Origin of the sequence: Streptomyces sp. NPDC058274 (genome assembly GCF_042881375.1) — a bacterium.
Classification (GTDB): domain Bacteria; phylum Actinomycetota; class Actinomycetes; order Streptomycetales; family Streptomycetaceae; genus Streptomyces.
On sequence record NZ_JBHVXW010000005.1, the window covers coordinates 273,948 to 292,698 of the forward strand.

General features: G+C 70.0%; 20 protein-coding genes. 15 read left to right on the top strand and 5 right to left on the bottom strand.

The window, feature by feature from the left end:
* The 3 genes from ACFVYF_RS13335 to ACFVYF_RS13345 form a co-directional block, all read right to left on the bottom strand.
* A complete protein-coding gene (locus ACFVYF_RS13335; RefSeq protein WP_389455207.1) occupies positions 1-471 on the bottom strand; it encodes an ester cyclase in 471 nt (156 codons plus the stop codon).
* Positions 472-534: 63 nt separating this feature from the next.
* A complete protein-coding gene (locus tag ACFVYF_RS13340; protein ID WP_389455209.1) occupies positions 535-1,323 on the bottom strand; it encodes a cupin domain-containing protein in 789 nt (262 codons plus the stop codon).
* Between the two features lies 1 nt (position 1,324).
* Complete coding sequence (locus ACFVYF_RS13345; RefSeq protein ID WP_389455211.1) at positions 1,325-1,654, bottom strand: antibiotic biosynthesis monooxygenase family protein; 330 nt, start codon at positions 1,652-1,654, stop codon at positions 1,325-1,327.
* 252 nt (positions 1,655-1,906) lie between these two features.
* Between ACFVYF_RS13345 and ACFVYF_RS13350 the strand changes: the two genes are divergently transcribed.
* From ACFVYF_RS13350 to ACFVYF_RS13365, 4 genes are all read left to right on the top strand, one after another.
* On the top strand, positions 1,907-2,989 hold the full coding sequence (locus ACFVYF_RS13350) for an LLM class flavin-dependent oxidoreductase (protein ID WP_389455213.1): 1,083 nt from the start codon (positions 1,907-1,909) through the stop codon (positions 2,987-2,989).
* Complete coding sequence (locus ACFVYF_RS13355; RefSeq protein ID WP_389455215.1) at positions 2,989-3,519, top strand: DoxX family protein; 531 nt, start codon at positions 2,989-2,991, stop codon at positions 3,517-3,519. Before ACFVYF_RS13350 ends, ACFVYF_RS13355 begins: the two co-directional genes overlap by 1 nt.
* Before the next feature lie 92 nt (positions 3,520-3,611).
* On the top strand, positions 3,612-5,003 hold the full coding sequence (locus ACFVYF_RS13360; RefSeq protein WP_389455217.1) for an FAD-binding oxidoreductase: 1,392 nt from the start codon (positions 3,612-3,614) through the stop codon (positions 5,001-5,003).
* Positions 5,004-5,129: 126 nt separating this feature from the next.
* A complete protein-coding gene (locus ACFVYF_RS13365; protein ID WP_389455219.1) occupies positions 5,130-6,719 on the top strand; it encodes an MFS transporter in 1,590 nt (529 codons plus the stop codon).
* 36 nt (positions 6,720-6,755) lie between these two features.
* Here ACFVYF_RS13365 and ACFVYF_RS13370 read toward each other — a convergent pair whose 3' ends face one another.
* Entirely contained in the window at positions 6,756-7,379 is a 624-nt protein-coding gene (locus tag ACFVYF_RS13370; RefSeq protein WP_389455221.1) for a flavodoxin family protein, read from the bottom strand.
* A 149-nt stretch (positions 7,380-7,528) separates the two neighbouring features.
* Between ACFVYF_RS13370 and ACFVYF_RS13375 the strand changes: the two genes are divergently transcribed.
* The 11 genes from ACFVYF_RS13375 (at position 7,529) to ACFVYF_RS13425 (ending at position 18,030) form a co-directional block, all read left to right on the top strand.
* On the top strand, positions 7,529-7,690 hold the full coding sequence (locus ACFVYF_RS13375; RefSeq protein WP_389455223.1) for a hydrophobic protein: 162 nt from the start codon (positions 7,529-7,531) through the stop codon (positions 7,688-7,690).
* A 354-nt stretch (positions 7,691-8,044) separates the two neighbouring features.
* The gene (locus ACFVYF_RS13380; RefSeq protein WP_389455225.1) at positions 8,045-8,413 is read left to right on the top strand and encodes a PRC-barrel domain containing protein; all 369 of its coding nucleotides are present in this window, start codon (positions 8,045-8,047) and stop codon (positions 8,411-8,413) included.
* Between the two features lie 396 nt (positions 8,414-8,809).
* Positions 8,810-9,022, top strand: coding sequence for a hypothetical protein (locus ACFVYF_RS13385; protein WP_389455227.1), 213 nt, complete (start codon positions 8,810-8,812; stop codon positions 9,020-9,022).
* Positions 9,023-9,163: 141 nt separating this feature from the next.
* The gene (locus tag ACFVYF_RS13390) at positions 9,164-10,237 is read left to right on the top strand and encodes a fatty acid desaturase family protein (protein ID WP_389455229.1); all 1,074 of its coding nucleotides are present in this window, start codon (positions 9,164-9,166) and stop codon (positions 10,235-10,237) included.
* 251 nt (positions 10,238-10,488) lie between these two features.
* A complete protein-coding gene (locus tag ACFVYF_RS13395; RefSeq protein WP_389455231.1) occupies positions 10,489-11,559 on the top strand; it encodes a sugar ABC transporter substrate-binding protein in 1,071 nt (356 codons plus the stop codon).
* Positions 11,560-11,643: 84 nt separating this feature from the next.
* Complete coding sequence (locus tag ACFVYF_RS13400; protein ID WP_389455233.1) at positions 11,644-12,732, top strand: mandelate racemase/muconate lactonizing enzyme family protein; 1,089 nt, start codon at positions 11,644-11,646, stop codon at positions 12,730-12,732.
* Positions 12,729-13,802, top strand: coding sequence for an ABC transporter permease (locus ACFVYF_RS13405; protein WP_389455235.1), 1,074 nt, complete (start codon positions 12,729-12,731; stop codon positions 13,800-13,802). The genes ACFVYF_RS13400 and ACFVYF_RS13405 overlap by 4 nt, the downstream gene beginning before the upstream one ends.
* Complete coding sequence (locus ACFVYF_RS13410; RefSeq protein WP_389455237.1) at positions 13,799-14,884, top strand: ABC transporter permease; 1,086 nt, start codon at positions 13,799-13,801, stop codon at positions 14,882-14,884. Before ACFVYF_RS13405 ends, ACFVYF_RS13410 begins: the two co-directional genes overlap by 4 nt.
* Positions 14,881-16,446 carry a sugar ABC transporter ATP-binding protein gene (locus ACFVYF_RS13415; RefSeq protein WP_389455239.1) on the top strand — a complete coding sequence of 522 codons (1,566 nt, stop codon included), beginning with the start codon at positions 14,881-14,883 and terminating at the stop codon, positions 16,444-16,446. Before ACFVYF_RS13410 ends, ACFVYF_RS13415 begins: the two co-directional genes overlap by 4 nt.
* 83 nt (positions 16,447-16,529) lie before the next feature.
* Entirely contained in the window at positions 16,530-17,258 is a 729-nt protein-coding gene (locus tag ACFVYF_RS13420) for a GntR family transcriptional regulator (protein WP_389455241.1), read from the top strand.
* A 142-nt stretch (positions 17,259-17,400) separates the two neighbouring features.
* Positions 17,401-18,030: a dihydrofolate reductase family protein gene (locus tag ACFVYF_RS13425; protein WP_389455243.1), complete on the top strand. Its 630-nt coding sequence runs from the start codon at positions 17,401-17,403 to the stop codon at positions 18,028-18,030.
* Positions 18,031-18,091: 61 nt separating this feature from the next.
* Here the strand turns inward: ACFVYF_RS13425 and ACFVYF_RS13430 are convergent, their stop codons facing one another.
* Positions 18,092-18,670 carry a TetR/AcrR family transcriptional regulator gene (locus ACFVYF_RS13430; protein ID WP_389455245.1) on the bottom strand — a complete coding sequence of 193 codons (579 nt, stop codon included), beginning with the start codon at positions 18,668-18,670 and terminating at the stop codon, positions 18,092-18,094.
* Positions 18,671-18,751 lie beyond the last annotated feature (81 nt).

Consider the following 18,751-nt stretch of genomic DNA (forward strand, 5'->3'; position numbering starts at 1 on the left):
TCAGTGCTCCTTCTCGGTGGTGCCCGTCCGCGGCCAGATCCCCAGCTGGCGGACGAGCGCGAGTTCGTCGACGAAGAACCACGCCTCGGCGATCAGACCGTCACGGATCCGCCACTGGCCGACTTCGAGGACCTCGACCTTGCGGCCGGTCGGCGGGATTCCGTAGAGGGATCCGCTGTGCGTGCCCCGGATGAGCCAGGTCGCCCAGACCCGGTCGCCGTGGGCGATGATGTCGAGGATCTCGTCCTCGCGGTCGGGGATCGAGTCCGCGGTGTAGTTCGGCCCGTCGCCGGTCTTGATGTCGGCCAGGTTGGCCATGCCCATGCGCGCCGGCCGGAAGCCCTCGACGGTGTAGGCGGCGCGGTCCCGGAAGGGCAACGCCCGGAACCGGAGCACCAGTTGGATGTTGGAGCGTTCCTGCTGTGTGAGGGTGGGGTCGCGCAGTGCCTGCTCGAGGATGGGGAGTGCCACGGAGGTTCCTCTCGTGTCGGGTGCCGGGCTCCAGGACGGGTTGCGCGGCCCCGTCGGTGCGTGTCAGGTGCCGAGTTCCAGGACGAGGGCGCGGCCCCCGTCGGTGAGGGCCACCGCACGCGCGTCCGGTGTGTGGGCGAGTGCCAGGTATTCGCCTTCGCCGACGGCGGGCCCGGTCTCGGGCAGGTCGAAGCGGTAGCGCCCGGCGAGGACGTAGACCGCGGTCGCGGACGGCCCGGGTGTCCAGGTCGCGCCGGCGGTGTCACCGTCACGCAGCACGATGCGCAGGCTCGTCCTGGTGGCGGTGGCATCCGCCAGGGTCACGGGTGCGCCCGACGGGTCGGAACCAGCTCCGGTCCGGGCCCGTACGAGTGCGGCGGGTCCCGGGCCCGTCGACTCCAACAAGCGGGTACGGGCACGGGAGTTGACGTGCTCCCAGAGCGGGCCGGGTTCCCCCTGGGTGCCGAAGATCTCGGGCATCCGCCGGAAGACCTCCTCGAAGCCCGCCGGCGCGAACAGGACCAGCGCACGCGCCGGCCCTTCGGCCACCTCGAACTGATGGGGCGCACCGCGCGGCACGAGCAGGAACCCGCCCGCGCCGAGCTCGTGGGTGCCGCCGCTCACCGTGAGCCGGTAGCGGCCGTCCAGCACGTAGAAGCACTCCACGGCCCCGTCATGGGCGTGGCAGCCGACCGTGGCGCCCTTCGGGCTCTCCGCCTCGGTCAGGCTGAAGGCGCCGCCGGTCCCGGAGCCGTCGGTGATGATCCGGAACGCGTGTCCCGGCACGGTGACGGGGTCGACGTCCCGGGCGGCGATCACCTGGCCCGAGGCCTCGGGAAGGCCGAAAGTCATGTCAGAGAACGGAGTGGGCGGGGGAGGCCGCGTGGGTCTCCTTCTCGACGGTGTACAGGGCGGGCAGCGCGGGGAACTCCAGCCACCCCGGCTGCGCTTGCATCCGGCGGAACTCCTCGTCGTGGGCGGCGTCGAACTGCTCGGCCGAATCCCAGCCGGCGACGTTCACGTACCGCAGGCGGGTCGTCGAGTCCAGGGAGCGGTGCAGCTTGCGCCATCGGAACCCGGGTTTCTCGCACATGTAGTCGTCGATCTCCGACCACAGGGCGAGGAACGCGTCCTCCCGCCCCACGGGGACCTCGAAACAGTTGATGAAGACGATGTCCGCCATCGCATGGCTCCTCGGGCTCGCGCCGTCGTGTGTCGCCGGTAGTGCTTTTCCAACCTGGCTTTTCAACCGGTTGCACGATGATGGCGAAGCGCAAGTTCCGCTGTCAACCACTCGGCTGGATTCGGTGGCCGGCAGGGGGAGTTGAGGTTATATGCCAGTCGCACAGGGTCTTGCGCCAAGCATTGACCCTCCATGGGGTGCGTGGTACCACTCTCTGCAACCGCTTTAAAAGCTGCAGAAGGAGTCCCTGCCATGCGGTTCTCGATCTACCTGAACCCGCAGACCCGTGGAGCGGAGGAGGACGTCCCGATCATCCGTACGACGATCGACCAGGCCGTCCGCGCCACCCGGGCCGGCGTCCAGGGCATCGCGCTCACCGAACACCACTTCTCGGGCTACAACACCTACGGGAACAACTTCATGCTGGCGTCCCACCTGAGTTCCCAGGTGCCCGACGACACGATGTTCCTGCTGGCGGTCGCCGTGCCGACGCTGCACAACCCGATGCGTCTGGCCCAGAGCTGCAACCTGCTCGACATCATCACCCGCGGCAACCTCATCGTCGGTTTCGCGGCCGGCGGGTCCCCCGTCGAGTACGCCGGCCTGGGGCGCGACCCCTCCGTACGGCACGAGCAGATGATGCACAACCTGGAGGTCATGGAGCGCGCGCTGGACAAGAAGCCCGACGACCCGCCGTACGAGTGGTCGACCGCCTTCGAGCAGGGTTCGCTGCGCACCCGGATCATGCCGGCCGCCTATCACGCGTCCCGCCCGAAGTTCGCGCGGGCGACCCAGAACGACGAGGGCGTCGTATGGACCGGCCGCAAGGGCTGGTACCTGTTCACCGCGCGCGAGACCGCGGACGTCATCGGTCCCCGGTTCAAGCTGTACGCGGAAGCGCTCGCCGAGGCGGGGCACGACCAGGCCTGCATCGAGGAGCGCCTGGACTGGAGTCTCGTGCAGAAGCAGGTGATCGTCCGCGAGACCGACGAGGAAGCCGTCGCCTTCGCACGGGCCCGTATGGAGGAGATGGGCGCCCACCAGAAGAAGAACTTCACCATGACCGGGGACATCAAGGACAGCGCCCATCTGAAGAGCGTCGTCGGGGTGTCCCCGCAGAACCCGGACGAGTTCCTCCAGCGCGCGATGATCGTCGGCAGTCCCGCGACGGTGACCGAGCAGATCAACGCTTTCGCCGACGCCGGAGTCCGGCACATGTCGCTGCTGTTCAACTTCGGCTTCATGACGGCCGAGGAGTCCGGCCGCTCGCTCGATCTGTTCCTGGACGAGGTGCTGCCGCGGTTCGGGACGGCACCGGCCCCGTCGGACAACTGATGGGCACCGCCGCCTCGTTCGGCCTGCTCGTCCTGCGCCTGGCCATCCTCGTGATCATGGGGTTCCACGGGACACAGAAGCTCTTCGGCTGGTGGGACGGCGGAGGGCTCGACCGCGCCGAGAAGTTCTTCGCCGCCCAGGGATTCCGGCCACCGCGGCTGATGGCCCTGGTCGCCGGCGCCACCGAGACCTGCGGCGCCGTCCTGCTGGGGACGGGTGCGCTGAGCGTCCTGGGCACGGCCATGCTCACCGGAGTCCTCACCAACGTCACGGCGATCCATCTGCGCAACGGACTCGACGGCAAGAAGCACGGCTTCGAGTTCGAGCTGATGATCCTGGCCGGCGTCGTCGCGATCGGCCTCTGCGGACCCGGTGACCTCAGCGTCGACCACTGGCTCGACGTCACCAGTGGCGCCCCCTGGGGGCCGGTCGCCGTGGCCGTGGGACTGCTGTCCGGACTGGTCGTGGTCACCACCCGCAAGCGGGTGGACCGCGAGGCACTGCAGAACGTACCGGCGCGGGGCCGCTGACGCGCCGGGGGCGGCCGGACCGGAAGCCCTGCCCAGCAGCTCATGCCAGAGAGTCCCTCGGGGAGTCACAGGAACAGGAGCGTACGCACCGTATGGAAACATCTCAGCGCGTCGGCAGGATTCTCGCCTCGTTGGACGGCGAGTTCGCGGGGTCGGTCGTACTGCCCGCGGACCCGGACTACGAGCAGGCGCGCCGCATCTGGAACGCCACCGTCGACAAGCGTCCCGCCCTGATCGCCTACTGCGCGTCGACCGCCGACGTGTCCGCGGTCGTCCGGGCGGCCAGGGCGGAAGGGCTGACCCTCTCCGTACGGGGCGGCGGACACCAGGTCGCCGGTCTGTCCGTGTGCGACGAGGGGGTCGTCGTCGACCTGTCCCGGATGCGGTCGGTCGTGGTCGACGCCGACGGGACGAGCCTGCGCGCGGGCGGCGGCTGCCTGCTGGGCGATGTGGACACGAAGGCCGCCTCCCTCGGCCGGGTGGTGCCCGCGGGAGTGGTCTCGCACACCGGTCTCGGCGGCCTCGCCCTCGGCGGCGGCTTCGGCTGGACCTTCCGTAACTACGGACTGACCTGCGACAACATCATCGGCGCGGAGGTGGTCACGGCCGACGGTACGGTCGTCCACGCGGGCGAGGAGGCGGACGCGGACCTGCTGTGGGCGCTGCGCGGCGGGGGCGGGAACTTCGGGGTCGTCACCGAGTTCACCCTGGCCACCCATCCCCTCACCGACGTACTCCTGGGACAGGCCGTCCACCCGCTCGACAAGCTGCCCGACGCGCTGGCGCACTACGTCTCCGTCATGGAGGCGGCGCCGGACGAACTCACCGCCATCTGCATCATCTGCGCGGCTCCGCCCGTGCCCGGAGTGCCGCAGGAGATCGTCGGCCGTCCGGCCGTCATGGTGAACGCGGTGTGGTCCGGCAACCTGGAAGCCGGGCACGATCCGATGGGTCTGCTCGTCAACGAAGGGGCGCCCGTGGTGAGTTCGGTGGAGCGGATGCCGTACGTGGCCGTGCAGTCGATGCAGGACGACCTGCATCCGCACGGGCGCCGCAACTACAACAAGTCCCGCTACCTCGGCCGCGTCGACGAGACCGCGGTCAAGGCCCTGCTGGAGGCCGGCCGGCGACTGCCCGGACAGCACTCGCAGATCGAGGTCCTCCGGCTCGGCGGAGCGGCGAGCAGGGTGCCCGCGGACGCCACCGCCTTCGCCCACCGCGACGCCGCCTACATCCTCAACGTCGTCGCCGCATGGACCGACCCGGCCGACACCGGCACCCACATCGACTGGGCCCGCGAGACCTACGCGGCGATGGACTGCGTCGGCTCCGACGCCGGATACATCAACTTCATCGACACCGAGCCCGACCGCGTCCGCAGCGTCTATCCGCCCCGCACCTACGCCCGGTTGCGCAGCATCAAGCGCCGGCTGGACCCCGACGGAGTCTTCCGCGGCAACGTCCCCATCGAGCCGGCCTCTTGACGGTTTCCTGCGCCGACCGCAGGAACAGCGCGGGACAACTCCCATTCGAGCCGGCCCTTTGACGGCTTCCTGCGCCGACCGCAGGAACAGCACCCTCAGCCCTCCCAACAACCCATTGGATGCGGCATGACCGACACCACGAGCCCACCCGTAGCCGGGAGAAATCTGCCCCTTGCCACGCTGATCGCCGGCTGCCTCGCCGTCTGCCTCGCGCAGACCGGCCTCGCGATCCCCGCCACCCTCAACGGCCTCTTCCAGACCGACCTGCACACCACCGGTTCGCAGCTGACCTGGATATCCGACGCGACACTGCTGCCCGTCGCGGTCCTGGAGCTGACCTTCGGGGTCTTCGGTGACCTGTTCGGACGCAAGCGCCTCCTGATCGGGGGCGCGTTGCTGATGGCCGTCGGTGAGGCCGCCTCGGCCACCGCCGGCAGCGTCCACTTCCTGTGGGCGGGCCAGGCACTGGCCGGTGTCGGAGCCGCCGCGATCTTCCCCAGCTCCCTCGCGATGATCGCCGTCGGCACCCGCACCAACAGCCAGCGCGCCACCGCGATCGCCGCCTGGTCGGCCAGCCTGGCGGGCGGTGGGTTCGTGGCACCGCTCCTCGGCGGCATCACCGCCAACTACGGCTCGTGGCGCTGGGCCCTCGTCATCGTCGCCCTGATCGGGGTGGTCAGCGCGGCGGTGGGCTTCCTCGCGCACGACTCGAGCGCGCCGAAGGGCCGTTCACTCGACCTGAAGGGGCAGCTCACCATCGCGATCGGCCTCTTCGCCCTGCTGTACGCGGTGATCCAGGGGCCGTCCGACGGCTGGGACTCCGCCGCCGTCATCACGGGGTTCGTCGTCGCGGCCGTCTTCCTCGCGCTGTTCATCGTGGCCGAACTGCGCTCCCGCGCCCCGCTGTTGCAACTCGACCTGTTCAAAAACCGCGCCTTCGCGCTCTCCTCGGTGGTCGCGGTGGTCGGCATGTTCAGCTTCATCGGCACCTGTTACGCACTCAGCATGCGGCTCGGCCCCATCCAGCACCAGAGCCCGCTGCGCACGTCGGTGGCCTTCCTGCTCACCAACGGGCCGACGATGGTGCTGGCGCCCATCACAGCCGCACTGCTCGCCCGGGTCGCCGCACGCTGGCTGCTGAGCATCGGCTTCCTGCTGATAGCGGCCGGAGATCTGCTCCTCGCCCGGCTGCCGATCACGGATACGGCACTGCCCTCGCTGGTCGTGCCGCTGGTCCTGGTCGGCATGGGCTTCACCCTGGCCGTCTCGTCGATCACCGCGACCGCGGTGAACACCGTGCCCGTGCGCTTCGCCGGCATGGCCAGCGCGACCACCAGCCAACTGCGCGACCTCGGGTTCACCCTGGGGCCCGCCATCATCGGCGCGGTCGCGCTCAGCCGTGCCGCGAGCGGTTTCAGCCATTCCCTGGCCGCCTCACAACTGCCGGAGGGGATCAAGGCCGCGGCCGGGCAGGTCGCAGCGACCGGCGGACCGCTCGCCGTCAACTCGGTGCCGCCCCAGTCGCCACCCGGGGCCGCGGGACCGCTCGCCCTGCACGCACTCGGCCACGGCTACTCGATCGGCTTCGTGGTCTGCGCCGGTGCCGCGCTGCTGTCCTGTCTGCTCGCGGGGCTGGTCCTGCGCGGCGGCCGCCCCGGAGTGAACCTCAGCGAACAACCCGACCTCGACACCCGGCCGGAGCCCGCGGCCGCCTGACCCGAGCCGCGGCGGTCGGGGTTCCGCCCGCCGGGATCAGCCGGCCGGATACGAGGCCGACTTCAACCGGCGTGCCAGATGGGCGGAGTTGGCCGCCAGGGTGGCCGTCGTGGCGGCGGTGGCGTCGGGAGTCTTGTCGAGGTCCTGGAAGTCGGTGCCCTGCATGGCCTCGCCGACCCGGTACGTGACGGCGTTGGGCGGGAGGGAGAAACCGACGTCGTTGAGCCCCTGGAACAGGTCGGCGCTCACCTTGTGGGCGCCGTCCTCGTTCCCCACCACGCACACCGCCGCGACCTTGCCGTACGTGAGCATCCGGCCCTCGTCGTCGGTCTCGGAGATCTCGGCGTTGAGGCGCTCCATGACCCGCTGGGCGACGCTGGACGGGTGGCCCAGCCAGATCGGGGTGGACAGGATCAGGATGTCGGCATCCATGATCGTGTCCCGGATCTCCGGCCATGCGTCACCGTCGCCCATGTCGGTCTGCACCCCGGGGCGTACGTCGTGGTCGGCGATCCGGATCACCTTGCCGGTGACGCCGTGCTCGCCGAGCGCCGCCATGGTCTGCTCGGCCAGCAGCTGAGAACTGGACGAGGCGGGCGAGGGCGACAGGGTGCACACGAGCGCGACGGCGCGCAGCGGGGTCTTGTCTGTGGCGTTCATGCGTCAGGGGTACCCCTGTGCCGGGATTGAATCCGTTGTCAGCCGACCGCGGGGCCGACCCCGTTTCCCTGTTCGTAAGCGGGCGGATTGTAAATTCGCACGTGTGGCCGGTGAATGCAGGGCACACGGTGGTTCGGAGGTTGATAATCATGGTTCCCCTGCTTCTCGTTCTTCTGCTGGCGCTGATTCTCTTCGGTGCGGGTTTCGCGGTGAAAATCCTGTGGTGGATCGCGATCATCGTTCTGGTCGTGTGGCTGATCGGCTTCGTCGCCCGTCCGAAGGGGGGCAGCGGCCGCTGGTATCGCTGGTAGCCGCCTGTCCAAGGCGCAGCTCACATGGTGTGTGACGGTGGTCCGCCGGCCTCTCAGGGGTGGCGGACCACCGTCGTGCCGCCCGGGCTCCGATGGAATCCCCCATGTCGGGTTGAACCGGATATCGGGGGTAGTCGGAAGGGAGCCGGGGTGGTCTCCGTGACGCAGCAAGGGAACTGGTTGCCTCCACAGATCGGCGGCCATCCCGGTTTCTGCGGCATGGGGGAGTGAGACGCCGGATACGGGGCAATCGGAAGGCGGCGGGGAAACAGAAACCGCCGCGCAAGAAGTACGGAAAAAGAGGATCAGCGGGAACCCCTGCTGCCCTCTGTTTACCGGAGGAGTTGTTTTCGCGTGACTGAGCATGTGTGGAGTTACAAGTCGACCGCCGGTCGTCTGACGGGTACCGACCTGACGGGTTACAAGGTCGAGGCCACGGACGGTGCCATCGGCAAGGTCGACAAGCACTCCGACGAGGTCGGTGACGCCTACCTGGTGGTGGACACCGGTGTGTGGATCTTCGGCAAGGAGGTCCTGCTCCCGGCGAGCACGGTCGTCAGCATCGACCCGGACGAGAAGAAGATCTTCGTCGACCGCACCAAGGGTCAGATCAAGGACGCCCCCGAGTTCGACCGGGACAAGCACCTGGGTGACTCGGGCTACCACGACGAGCTGGGCACCTACTACGGAACCGGTGCCCCCTTCGGCGGCCCGTCCGTCTGATCCCACCGCTCTGAGCATCGCGGCCCCGGGACTCCGAGAGGAGCCCCGGGGCCGTTGCATGCCCGGCCCGCGGTCCCCCTGGACCGCCGCCCGCCCCGTTCGCGTCCGCTCGCCGGCCGTGGTGCGGATACCTTCGCTCGGCAGCCGTACCGCGCTCGCACAGGCTGGGCCGACAGGCGTAGGGCGTAGGCTGAGGCAACGCGCCCCCAGACCCCGGCGTTATGAGCACAGCAGTGAGGCAGGCGCATCACACCGTCTGCGGGACGGCAGCCCCGGACGACGAGGGTGGCCGCCGTCCGGTTCCGCCCGGTGACAGGCCCGCATTTCGGCGTGTGGTCTCCCCTTGATCCCGGGCGTTTTCGCTGCGGTGTCGGGCCGTTCCTCGAGTGAGGCGCCATGGACATCTCCCGCAGACCGTTCCCCGGTCCTGACGCTCAGGAGCGGGTCGAACCGGTCATGGCCGGTGAGCTGGACCTGAACACCGCACCCCCGCTGCGCGAGGTTCTGCGCCGTTTCCCGGCGTGGAACGGCATGCCGCGGCTGGTTCCCGGCCGCCCGGCCGCGACCCCCGTACCGAGGCTGGTTCCCGCGCCACCCGACGGCCGCTGAGGCCACGACCTGCGCGGCTCCGCGCCGCGCCCGCCCGCACCCGCCCGAGGCGGACACCCCACCCATGAATCCAGGCCGTGCCTGACCCAGGCACCGGCGACGCCGCCCCGCTCCACCCCGTACAGACGAGGACTGACATCCATGCTGGACCAGAAACAGACAGACATCCCGGGCAGGGGGCCGGGCGCCGGCGTCCAGGCACCGCTCCCGCACCCGACCGGGGGCAGCGACTTCGCGCGGCTGTCCAAACTGATCAAGGACTCCGGGCTGATGGGCCGCAGGCCCGTCTACTACGCGGTGCGGATGTCACTCATCCTCGTCCTGTACGTCGGCGGCTGGGGAGCGTTCCTGCTGGTGGGCGACAGCTGGTGGACCCTGGCCCTGGCCGCTTTCCTGGCGGTCGTGTTCGGGCAGGTGGCACTCGTCGCCCACGACGTGGGGCACCGGCAGGTGTTCCGCCGCAGCCGAGCCAGCGCCGTGACCGGCCGGATCGCCGGGAACCTGGGCATCGGCATGGGGTACGGGTGGTGGCAGGACAAGCACTCACGCCACCACGCCAACCCCAACCACGAGGACCTCGACCCCGATGTCGTGCCCGACATCTTCGTCTGGACCCAGGCTCAGGCCCGCAAGGCCACCGGCCCGGCCCGGGTGATCGGCAGGCTCCAGGCCTTCCTGTTCTTCCCGATGCTGACCCTGGAGGGCTTCAACCTCCACGTCGCCGGGGTGCGCGCGCTGGCCGACCGCTCCCTCAAGCAGCGCCGTACGGAGGGTGCCCTGCTGTTCGGGCACTTCGCGCTCTACCTGGCAGCCCTGTTCACCGTCCTGCCGCCCGGCAAGGCCGTGCTCTTCCTCGTCGTGCACCAGTGCCTTTTCGGGGTGTACCTGGGCTCGATCTTCGCGCCCAACCACAAGGGCATGCCCACCTTCACCGGCACCGACCGCCCCGACTTCCTGCGGCGACAGGTCCTCACCTCGCGCAACGTCCGCGGCGGGCGGCTCGTCGACACCGCCCTGGGCGGGCTGAACTACCAGATCGAGCACCACCTGTTCCCGAGCATGCCCTCGCCCAACCTCCGCCGTGCCCAGCTCATCGTGCACCGCTACTGCGAGGAGCTCGGGGTGCTCTACCTCCAGACCGGCCTGGTCGAGTCCTACCGGCAGGCCCTCACCAGTCTCCACCGGGCCGGCGCGCCCCTGCGGCAGGCTGGTTGACCGCGACGGGATTTCCTATGGGATTTTCGGGACCTTGACCCGGAAGTGAGCTTCCCGCCGCTTACGCCGGGATGGCCGCCCCAGGGACGAACAAGCTCAGGACGTCGCATAACGGCACCTCCATGCCCCCTCCGGCTCCCAGTCCTGTCAGATGTCTTGACGCGGGACGGTGCCTGGCGCAGCATCTCCTCGCAAATATCCTATTGAATTTAGGGGGAGTTGTGGCGCCGTACGTCCGGATCAGGCCCCTCTTGTCCAGTGCTCTCGCCGTGGTGGTGCTCACCGGTGGCCTGACCGCATGCACCTTGAAGAACTCAGGGGAGCCGGCCGGCGGGAAGGCGGCTCCCGGGCAGGGCACGGGGAACGGGACGGCCGAGCTCGCCGACGGTTCCGGCGTCAAGGTCGCCCTCGTCCCGGGCGGCGCCCACCCGTACTTCCAGCCGTGGAAGGCGGCGGGAGCGACGGCGAAGAGCGAATACGGCCTCGGGGGAGAGACGTTCGACGAGACCGCCGAATGGGATCAGCAGAAGCAGAACAACCTGCTGTCCACACTCGCCGCGCGCGGCTACAACGCCTTCGGCGTCTTCGGTGTCTCGCCGACCGACATCAACAGCACCTTCTCCGACCTCACGTCGCAGGGATTCGCGGTGGCCTCCCTGGGCTCGTGCCCGGCCGGCAAGGTGAACAAGGCCGACTTCTGCCTGTCCACCAACGTCGAACTCGCGGCCTACCGCGCCACCCGCGCGGCCATCGACGCCATGGGCGGCAAGGGCACCCTGGTCCACCTGACCGGCAACAACGTGGACGCCAACACCCAGTTGCGGATCAGAGGCGTGGCCAAAGCGGTGAAGGAGACCAAGGGCAAGGTGAAACTCCTGCAGACGGTCACCGACATCGACAAGGACCTGCAGACCGCGCAGAAAGCGGTGTCCGACCTGCTGGCCGCCAAGGGCAAGGAGATCCAGGGCATCGTCACCACGGCCTACAACCCCGCGGTCGCCGCCGCCGACGGGGTCAAGCGCTCCCGATCGTCGGCGAAGGTCGTGGCCATCGACGACGACGCCAAGATCATCAGCTCGATCCGCAACGGCTCCGTCAGCGCCACCGTCGTACAGAACCCGACCGGCCAGGCGGACGTGGGCACTTGGGCACTCGCCCTGCTGCAGAGCAAGCAGTGCGTGATGCGCAGCCCGGGCGCGGTCGTGGACTCCGGGTCCTTCGTGGTCACCAAGGCGAATGTCGCCGACTACGACAAGGAGAGGCAGCGCAAGACCGCCGGCCTCAAGACGCAGTTCGCCGACAAAATCCTCAACTGCGGCTGACCAGGCCCTCGCCACCGGCGCGCTGCCGGCGTGCCGCCCACGCCCTTGACCGGGGCTCATGACCACGGAGAAGCGGACACCGTCATGACCATCATCACGACCGCCACGGCCAGGCTGGCCGATATCGCGGTGGAGCAGAACCGCACCGACGCGGTCCAGGCGTTCATCAAGCAGGAGACGATCTTCGTCGACCTCACCACCGACGACGGCCTGGTCGGCATCGGATACAGCTACACGATCGGCACCGGCGGCTCCTCCGTGCTGGCACTGCTGCGCGACCATCTGCTGCCCGCCCTGGCCCGACAGGACGCGCGCAACGTCGAGGCGCTGTGGCAGCGGCTGTTCGCCCTGACGCGGTCGACCGCCGTCGGAGCCGTCACCTCGCTCGCCCTCGCCGCGGTCGACACCGCCCTGTGGGACCTGAGGTGCAAGCGCGCGGACGAGCCGCTGTGGCGGCTGGCGGGCGGCCATCGCCAGGAGATACCGCTGTACGACACCGAAGGCGGCTGGCTGCATCTGAGCACCGACGACCTGGTGAAGTCGGCCCTCGCGGCCCGCGACTCCGGGTGGGCGGGCGTCAAGATCAAGGTGGGCAAGCCGCACCCGGCCGAGGACGTGGAAAGGCTGCGCGCGGTACGCGAGGCGGTCGGGCCCGCGCTGCACATCATGACGGACGCCAACCAGTCCCAGACGCTGTCCTCGGCGGTGCGACTGGCCGCGGCGCTCGAACCCCACGGGCCGTTCTGGTTCGAGGAACCGATGCCGGCGGACGACGTGAGCGGCCACGCACGGCTGGCCCGCGCGACCAATGTGCCGATCGCCGTGGGGGAGACCCTCTACTCGCTGGGGCAGTTCCGCCAGTACCTGGAGGCAGGGGCCGCCTCCGTGGTGCAGGTCGACGCGGCCCGCGTCGGCGGCATCACCCCCTGGCTGAAGGTCGCCCACCTGGCGGAGGCGTACAACGTCATGGTCTGCCCGCACTTCCTGATGGAACTGCATGTCAGCCTGGCGGCCGCGGTCCCCAACGGCAGCTATGTCGAACACATCCCGCAGCTGAGGGCCGTCACCCGCACCGAACTGACGGTGCGCGACGGACACGCCGTCGCCCCGGACGAGCCGGGCATCGGCATCGACTGGGACCACGACGCGATCGACGACCGGAGGGTGGCGTGACCACGACCTCACCGCCCCCGGCGGAGACCGAGCAGCCACCCGCGCCACAGCGCCGTGCCCCGCGCCGGCGTCCGCTGGCCCCGCAGCAACTGGGCCTGTTCGCCCTCGTCGTCGCCCTCGTCATCGTCTTCGGCGTGCTGCGCCCGGCCTTCTTCGACGCGCGACTCGTCCTCTTCCCGCTGCTGCGCGACATCTCGACGCTGACCGTCGTGGCCCTGGCCCAGATGGTCGTCCTGTCCGTCGGGCACATGAACCTGGCCGTGGGCCGGATGGCCTCCTTCGGTGCGCTCTTCGCCGGCCTCGGCTACGACCGGTTCGGACTCCCGCTCGCCGTGGGCCTGTTGGTCTGTCTGCTGGCGGGTGCGCTGATCGGTGCGCTGAGCGGATGGATCATCGCCCGTACCCAGGTGAGTTCCTTCGTCGTCACCCTCGCCATGGACTTCGCGCTCCTCGGGCTCGTCTCGCTGCTGTACTCCTCGCTCACGGAGAACGCGGCCTTCACCCGTACGCCGGGCGGGGTGGCGGAGTTGCGCCAGTACTCGCTCGCCGACATCTGCGTCGGCCCCGTCTGCGGCTCCCCGGCGATCCCGCAACTGGCCCAGTTCACGGTCCTGGCCCTGCTCGGGCTCGGCTTCCTCTACCGCTACACCCGTACCGGCAGGGAACTCCTGCTGACCGGCGCCAACCCGGCCGCCGCGGAGCTGTCCGGCATCCCCACCGCGCGCCGCGTCATCACGGCGCACATGCTGTCGGGGCTGCTGGCCGCGCTCGCCGGATTCATGGCCGCCGTCAGCACGGGCACGTTCCGTGCCTCCATCGGCGACGACTTCATGCTCCCGTCGTTCCTCGGAGCCGTCCTCGGCGGCACCCTGCTCACCGGTGGCGTCGTCTCGGTCATCGGCGCCCTGCTGGGCACCTCGCTGGTCGGTGTCATCCGCAAGGGCCTCGATCTGCTCGGCGTCGGTCTGGAGAGCCTCAACATCTATCTCGGCTGCGTCCTGCTGCTGGCCCTGTCCGCCGACCGGGTGCGCCACATCGTCAGCTACCGGAAGGTGGTGCGCTCGACATGACGCCCCCCACAACTCCCCGTTCCTGGGCGGCTGATGCCCTCCCCGCGCTGCGCCGCTTCGCCCGCTCCACCTCCGTCACCCTGCTCGGCGTCGTCGTGGCCGGGTACATCGGTCTGGGGGTGGCGTCGGGCGGCTCGTTCTTCGAGGGCAACTCGGTCCGGACGTTCCTGCAGTACCTGGCCACCCCGATCCTCATCGGCCTGGCCCAGATGGTCGCCCTGTGCGTCGGACAGCTCAATCTCGCGGTCGGCGCGCTCGGCGGATTCACCGCCTGCGCCATGGGCGTCCTGATGGCCGACGCCGGCCTGCCGGCGGGCCTGGCCGTGGCGATCGGGGTGCTGGCCGCCACGGCGATCGGCGCGCTCACCGGTCTGTTCATCGTGGTCACCCGCATCAACGGCTTCATCGTCACGCTGGGCACCATGACGATCCTGCTCGGGGCGCAGTACCGGCTCGCCGGGACGCGCACCGTCGACGGCTACTCCGCCACCCTGCGCGACCTGGGCACGGCCGCTCCCCTCAACGTCCCGCTCGTCTTCGTCACGGCGCTGGCCGTGGCCGCGGCCCTCGCCCTGTTCATGCACCGGGGCCTCGCCGGAAGGCGGCTCCTCGCGGCGGGCGGCAACCCGCTGGCCGCGCGGCTGTCGGGCATTTCCACCGACCGCCAGATCGTCCTCGCGCACACCCTGTCCGGCCTGCTCATCGGGGTGGCCGCGCTGATCGCCACCGCCTCGCTGCCCGGGGTCAACCGCAGTGTCGGCGGCGACTGGCTGCTGCCCAGCTTCGCGGCTCCCATCATCGGCGGAGTGGCCCTGACGGGTGGGTCGGTGGCGGTCCTCGGGACCGTGCTGGCCGCGTTCGTCATGCGGCTCATCGACAGTGCACGCGCCGAGTTCTCGCTCGACCCCAGCTGGGTCAACTTCCTCATCGGCGTCGTCGTGCTCGCCACGGTGGTCGGTGGCCGCCTCCACCAGACCCACCTCGGCACCGCGACCCGGACCGGCGACGGGAAACCGCCCACGCCCCCCGGCACCCGGGCGGCACCCGCCAACACCCTCCCGAGCACAGGGGGAGCCCAGTGAACGACGTACTGCTCGAGTGCGAGGACATCGTCAAGGTCTTTCCCGGCGTACGCGCCCTGGACGGGGTGGCGCTGCGGCTGACGGCGGGGACCGTGCACGCGCTGCTCGGTGAGAACGGTGCCGGCAAGTCGACGCTGATCAAGGTCCTCACCGGCGTCCACGCCCCGGACGGCGGCCGGCTGCTGCTCAGCGGCACCGAGGCGCACCTGCGCAACCCGCTGGACGCGACGCGCGCCGGCATCGGCGTGGTGCACCAGGAGCGCAATCTGATTCCCGCGTTCTCCGTGGCGGAGAACATCACGCTCCAGAAGCCGCCGTCACGCCGTGGCCTCATCGACCGCGCGGCCATGACCGGCCCGGTGGAGCGCTGCCTCCGGGACGTCGGGCTCGACCTGAACCCGCACACCCCGGTCAGTGAACTCTCCGTCGCCCAGCAGCAGTTGGTCGAGATCGCCAAGGCGCTGCACACCGACAGCCGGGTCCTCCTGCTGGACGAGCCGACCGCCTCGCTCTCGCCGCAGGAGGCCGACCGGCTCTTCGACGTGATCCGGCGGCTGACGGACCGGGGTACCTGCGTCGTCTTCGTCAGCCACAAGCTGGAGGAGGTCTTCGCGGTCTGCGACACCGTCACCGTGCTGCGCGACGGTCACTCCGTGCTGGAGTCGGCCCCGCTCGCCGAGCACACGCACGACGAGATCGTGAGTCTGATGGTGGGCCGCAGCCATGCGGCGACCGCACTCTCCCCGCGGACGGTGGACGCGTCCGCCGAGCCCGCGCTCTCCCTCACCGGCGTGGCCACCTCAGCCGGACACCGCGACATCGCTCTCGACGTGCGACCCGGGGAAATCGTCGGGCTGTACGGCCTCGTCGGCGCCGGCCGCAGCGAACTGGTCAAGGCCGTCCTCGGTCTTGGCCTCGACCGCGTCACGGCCGGCCAGGTCCGTGTGCACGGCGAGACCGTGCGGATCTCCTCACCGCGGCAGGCACTGCACGAGTACGGCATCGGCTATCTGACCGAGAACCGCAAGGAGGAAGGCGTCTTCCTCGAGCAGCCGATCCTGCGGAACATCACCGTCACGGTGTGGAAGCGACTGGCGCGGGCCCTCGGATACGTCTCCGACCAGCAGGAGAGAGAGGTCGCCGACGATCTCGTGGCGCGGCTCGGCATCCGTATCGCCTCCCTGGAACAGAACGCCGGTGACCTGTCCGGCGGAAATCAGCAGAAGGTGAGCCTCGCCAAGTGGCTGGCGGCCAAGACCCGGCTGCTCGTCGTCGACGAACCGACCGTCGGCGTCGACGTCCGCACCAAGCACGCCTTCCACGAACTGATCTGGGAGCTCGCCCGCGACGGTCTGCCCATCCTGCTGATCAGCAGCGACCTCGGCGAGATGGTGACGCTGGCCGACCGCATCGTCGTCATGGCGGACCACCGGATCCGTGGCGAGGTCGGGAACGAGCACGACTACGAGCGGATGAGCGGTCAGGTCATCCGCCTCATCCACGCGGCAGCCGACGCACCGCAGCCCTCGGGCGACAACTCGCAGGTGGGGGCGGGCACATGAAGCCATGAGCCGTAGCGGAACGAGTGCGGGAAACCTATACGATTCGTGGAGCCGATCGTCCGGATGGCTCAAGGGGAGGCAGCATGCTGTCGGAGAAGCCTCACGACGGAGTGCCGGACGCGGCCCCCGGCGACATCCCGCCGCCCCGCGTCCTCCCGCAGCGCCAGGTCCTGGCCGACAGCGTGTACGAGGCCATCAAGGCGATGGTGATGGACCACCAGATCAAGCCCGGCGCCCGCGTGGGCATCGAGGCCCTCGCGCGTGTCCTTGAGGTGTCACCGACGCCGGTACGTGAGGCGCTCGCCCGGCTGGAGGCGGACGGGCTGGTCACCAAGCGGTCCCTCGCCGGTTATCGCGCCACCGATCTCCTCACGGTCGAGGGAATCGAGGAGCTCTTCGAGATGCGGCTGCTGCTCGAACCGCACGCCGCGGCGCTGGCGGCCGAGCGGGCCACCGAGGCCCAACTGGACCGGATGGAAGAGCTCATGGAGGAGATGAGGGGCGAGCCGGAAGAGGGCGAGAGCTACGCGGTGTACGGCCGGTTCGCCGCCCTCGACCAGCAGTTCCACGACGCGCTCGCCACGGCGTCGGGGCGCGGCCTGCTCGCGGACGCCGTCGAGCGTCTCCATGCCCATCTCCACATCTTCCGCTTCAGCGCCATCGCCGGCGCGGGCCCGGCGACGGTCGCGGAGCACGAGCGCATCCTGCGTGCCCTTCTGCGGCGCAACTCCGACCGGGCCGCACAGGCCATGCGGGAACACTTGCGCAGCAGCCTCGAACGCCAGCTCGGCTGCTTCCGCGAGGGAAGCTGAGCAGGGCTCGAAGAGCATCGTCGCGGCCGTCGGCGGACACTGGACCGAGAGATTCCCAGAATTGCCCGGGACGGCCGTCGATCCTGCCGCTCCCCGTTCGACGCAGGGGTGAGAGCAGGAGCAACGAGCCGAGGAGCACCCCATGCCCAAGCTGCGCGCACACAACCTGACCGTCTCCCTCGACGGCTTCGCCGCCGGCACCGACCAGCGCCTGGACGCGCCCTTCGGTGACGGGATCGACGGCCTGCACGCCTGGATGTTCGCCGCGATGCGGGACCGCGCCGACGGCAGGACGGGGATCGATGTCGACCGGGTCGAACGCAGCGAGGAGAACATCGGCGCCACGATCATGGGCCGGCACATGTTCGGGCCCCAGCGCGGGCCCTGGCAGGACGAGTCCTGGAAGGGCTGGTGGGGCGCCAATCCGCCCTACCACCACGACGTGTTCGTCCACACGCACCACCTGCGGCCGTCACTGACCATGGAGGGCGGCACCACCTTCCACTTCACCGATGAACCCGTCGAGAAGGTCCTGGAGCGGGCTTTCGAGGCGGCCGGCGGCCGGGACGTGCGCATCGGCGGGGGACCGGCCACCGTGCAGCAGTATCTGCGCGCCGGCCTGGTCGACGAACTGCACCTGGCCGTCGTACCGCTGCTCGTCGGCCGGGGCGAGCGGCTGCTCGACAACGTGGCCGACGGTATCCAGGGCTACCGGGTCACCGAGCTGGTCAGCTCACCGGCTGCCACGCACGCGGTCCTGACCCGTCGCTGACACATCGCGAGGCCCCGCCGGGCCAATTCCGGGCCGGCACGAGACGCGGCGGCCCCGCCGGTCACCGCCCCGGCGCTCCCGCCCGGAGGCCGTCCATCACGAGGTCCAGGAGCCGGGCGACGCGCGGCTGCCAGTCGCTGTGCGGGTCGATCTGCCAGAGCCCGGCGATGGCGAGCACGAAGTCGTCCGGGGTGAGGCCCGGGCGGATCGTGCCCGCGTCCTCGTTCGCCTTCAGCAGGAGCGTGACGGCCGACGTCACCGGGCCGTGTCCCAGCTTGGCCAGGCTGCCGCGCGAGCTGGTGGCCTGCCGCATCGCGTCCGCCAGGCCCGCCTTGGCCATGGCGTACTGGGCGAGCCGGTCCATCCACTCCCGCAGGGCCCGGTCCGGCGGGCGGCAGGCGAGCAACTGGGTCGCGGTGTCGGCGACCTGCTGCACCTCGTACCGGTAGACCTCCAGTACGAGGGCCTCGCGGCTCGGGAAGTTGCGGTAGAAGGTGCCCTGGCCGACCCCCGCCTTCTTGGCGATCGCGCTCAGCGGGGTGTCCGACGCGCGCGTCAGCTCCGCCAGTGCCACCTCGAGGATGCGCTCGCGATTCCGTTGCGCGTCCGAGCGCAGGGGTGCGTCCTTCTTCGGCTGCACTCCTCCTCCTTCCGGAATCACGCGGAGGCCGCCCTTGCTAAGCGGACAACTGTCCGTTAGGTTTCTGGAGTACCGGACAGT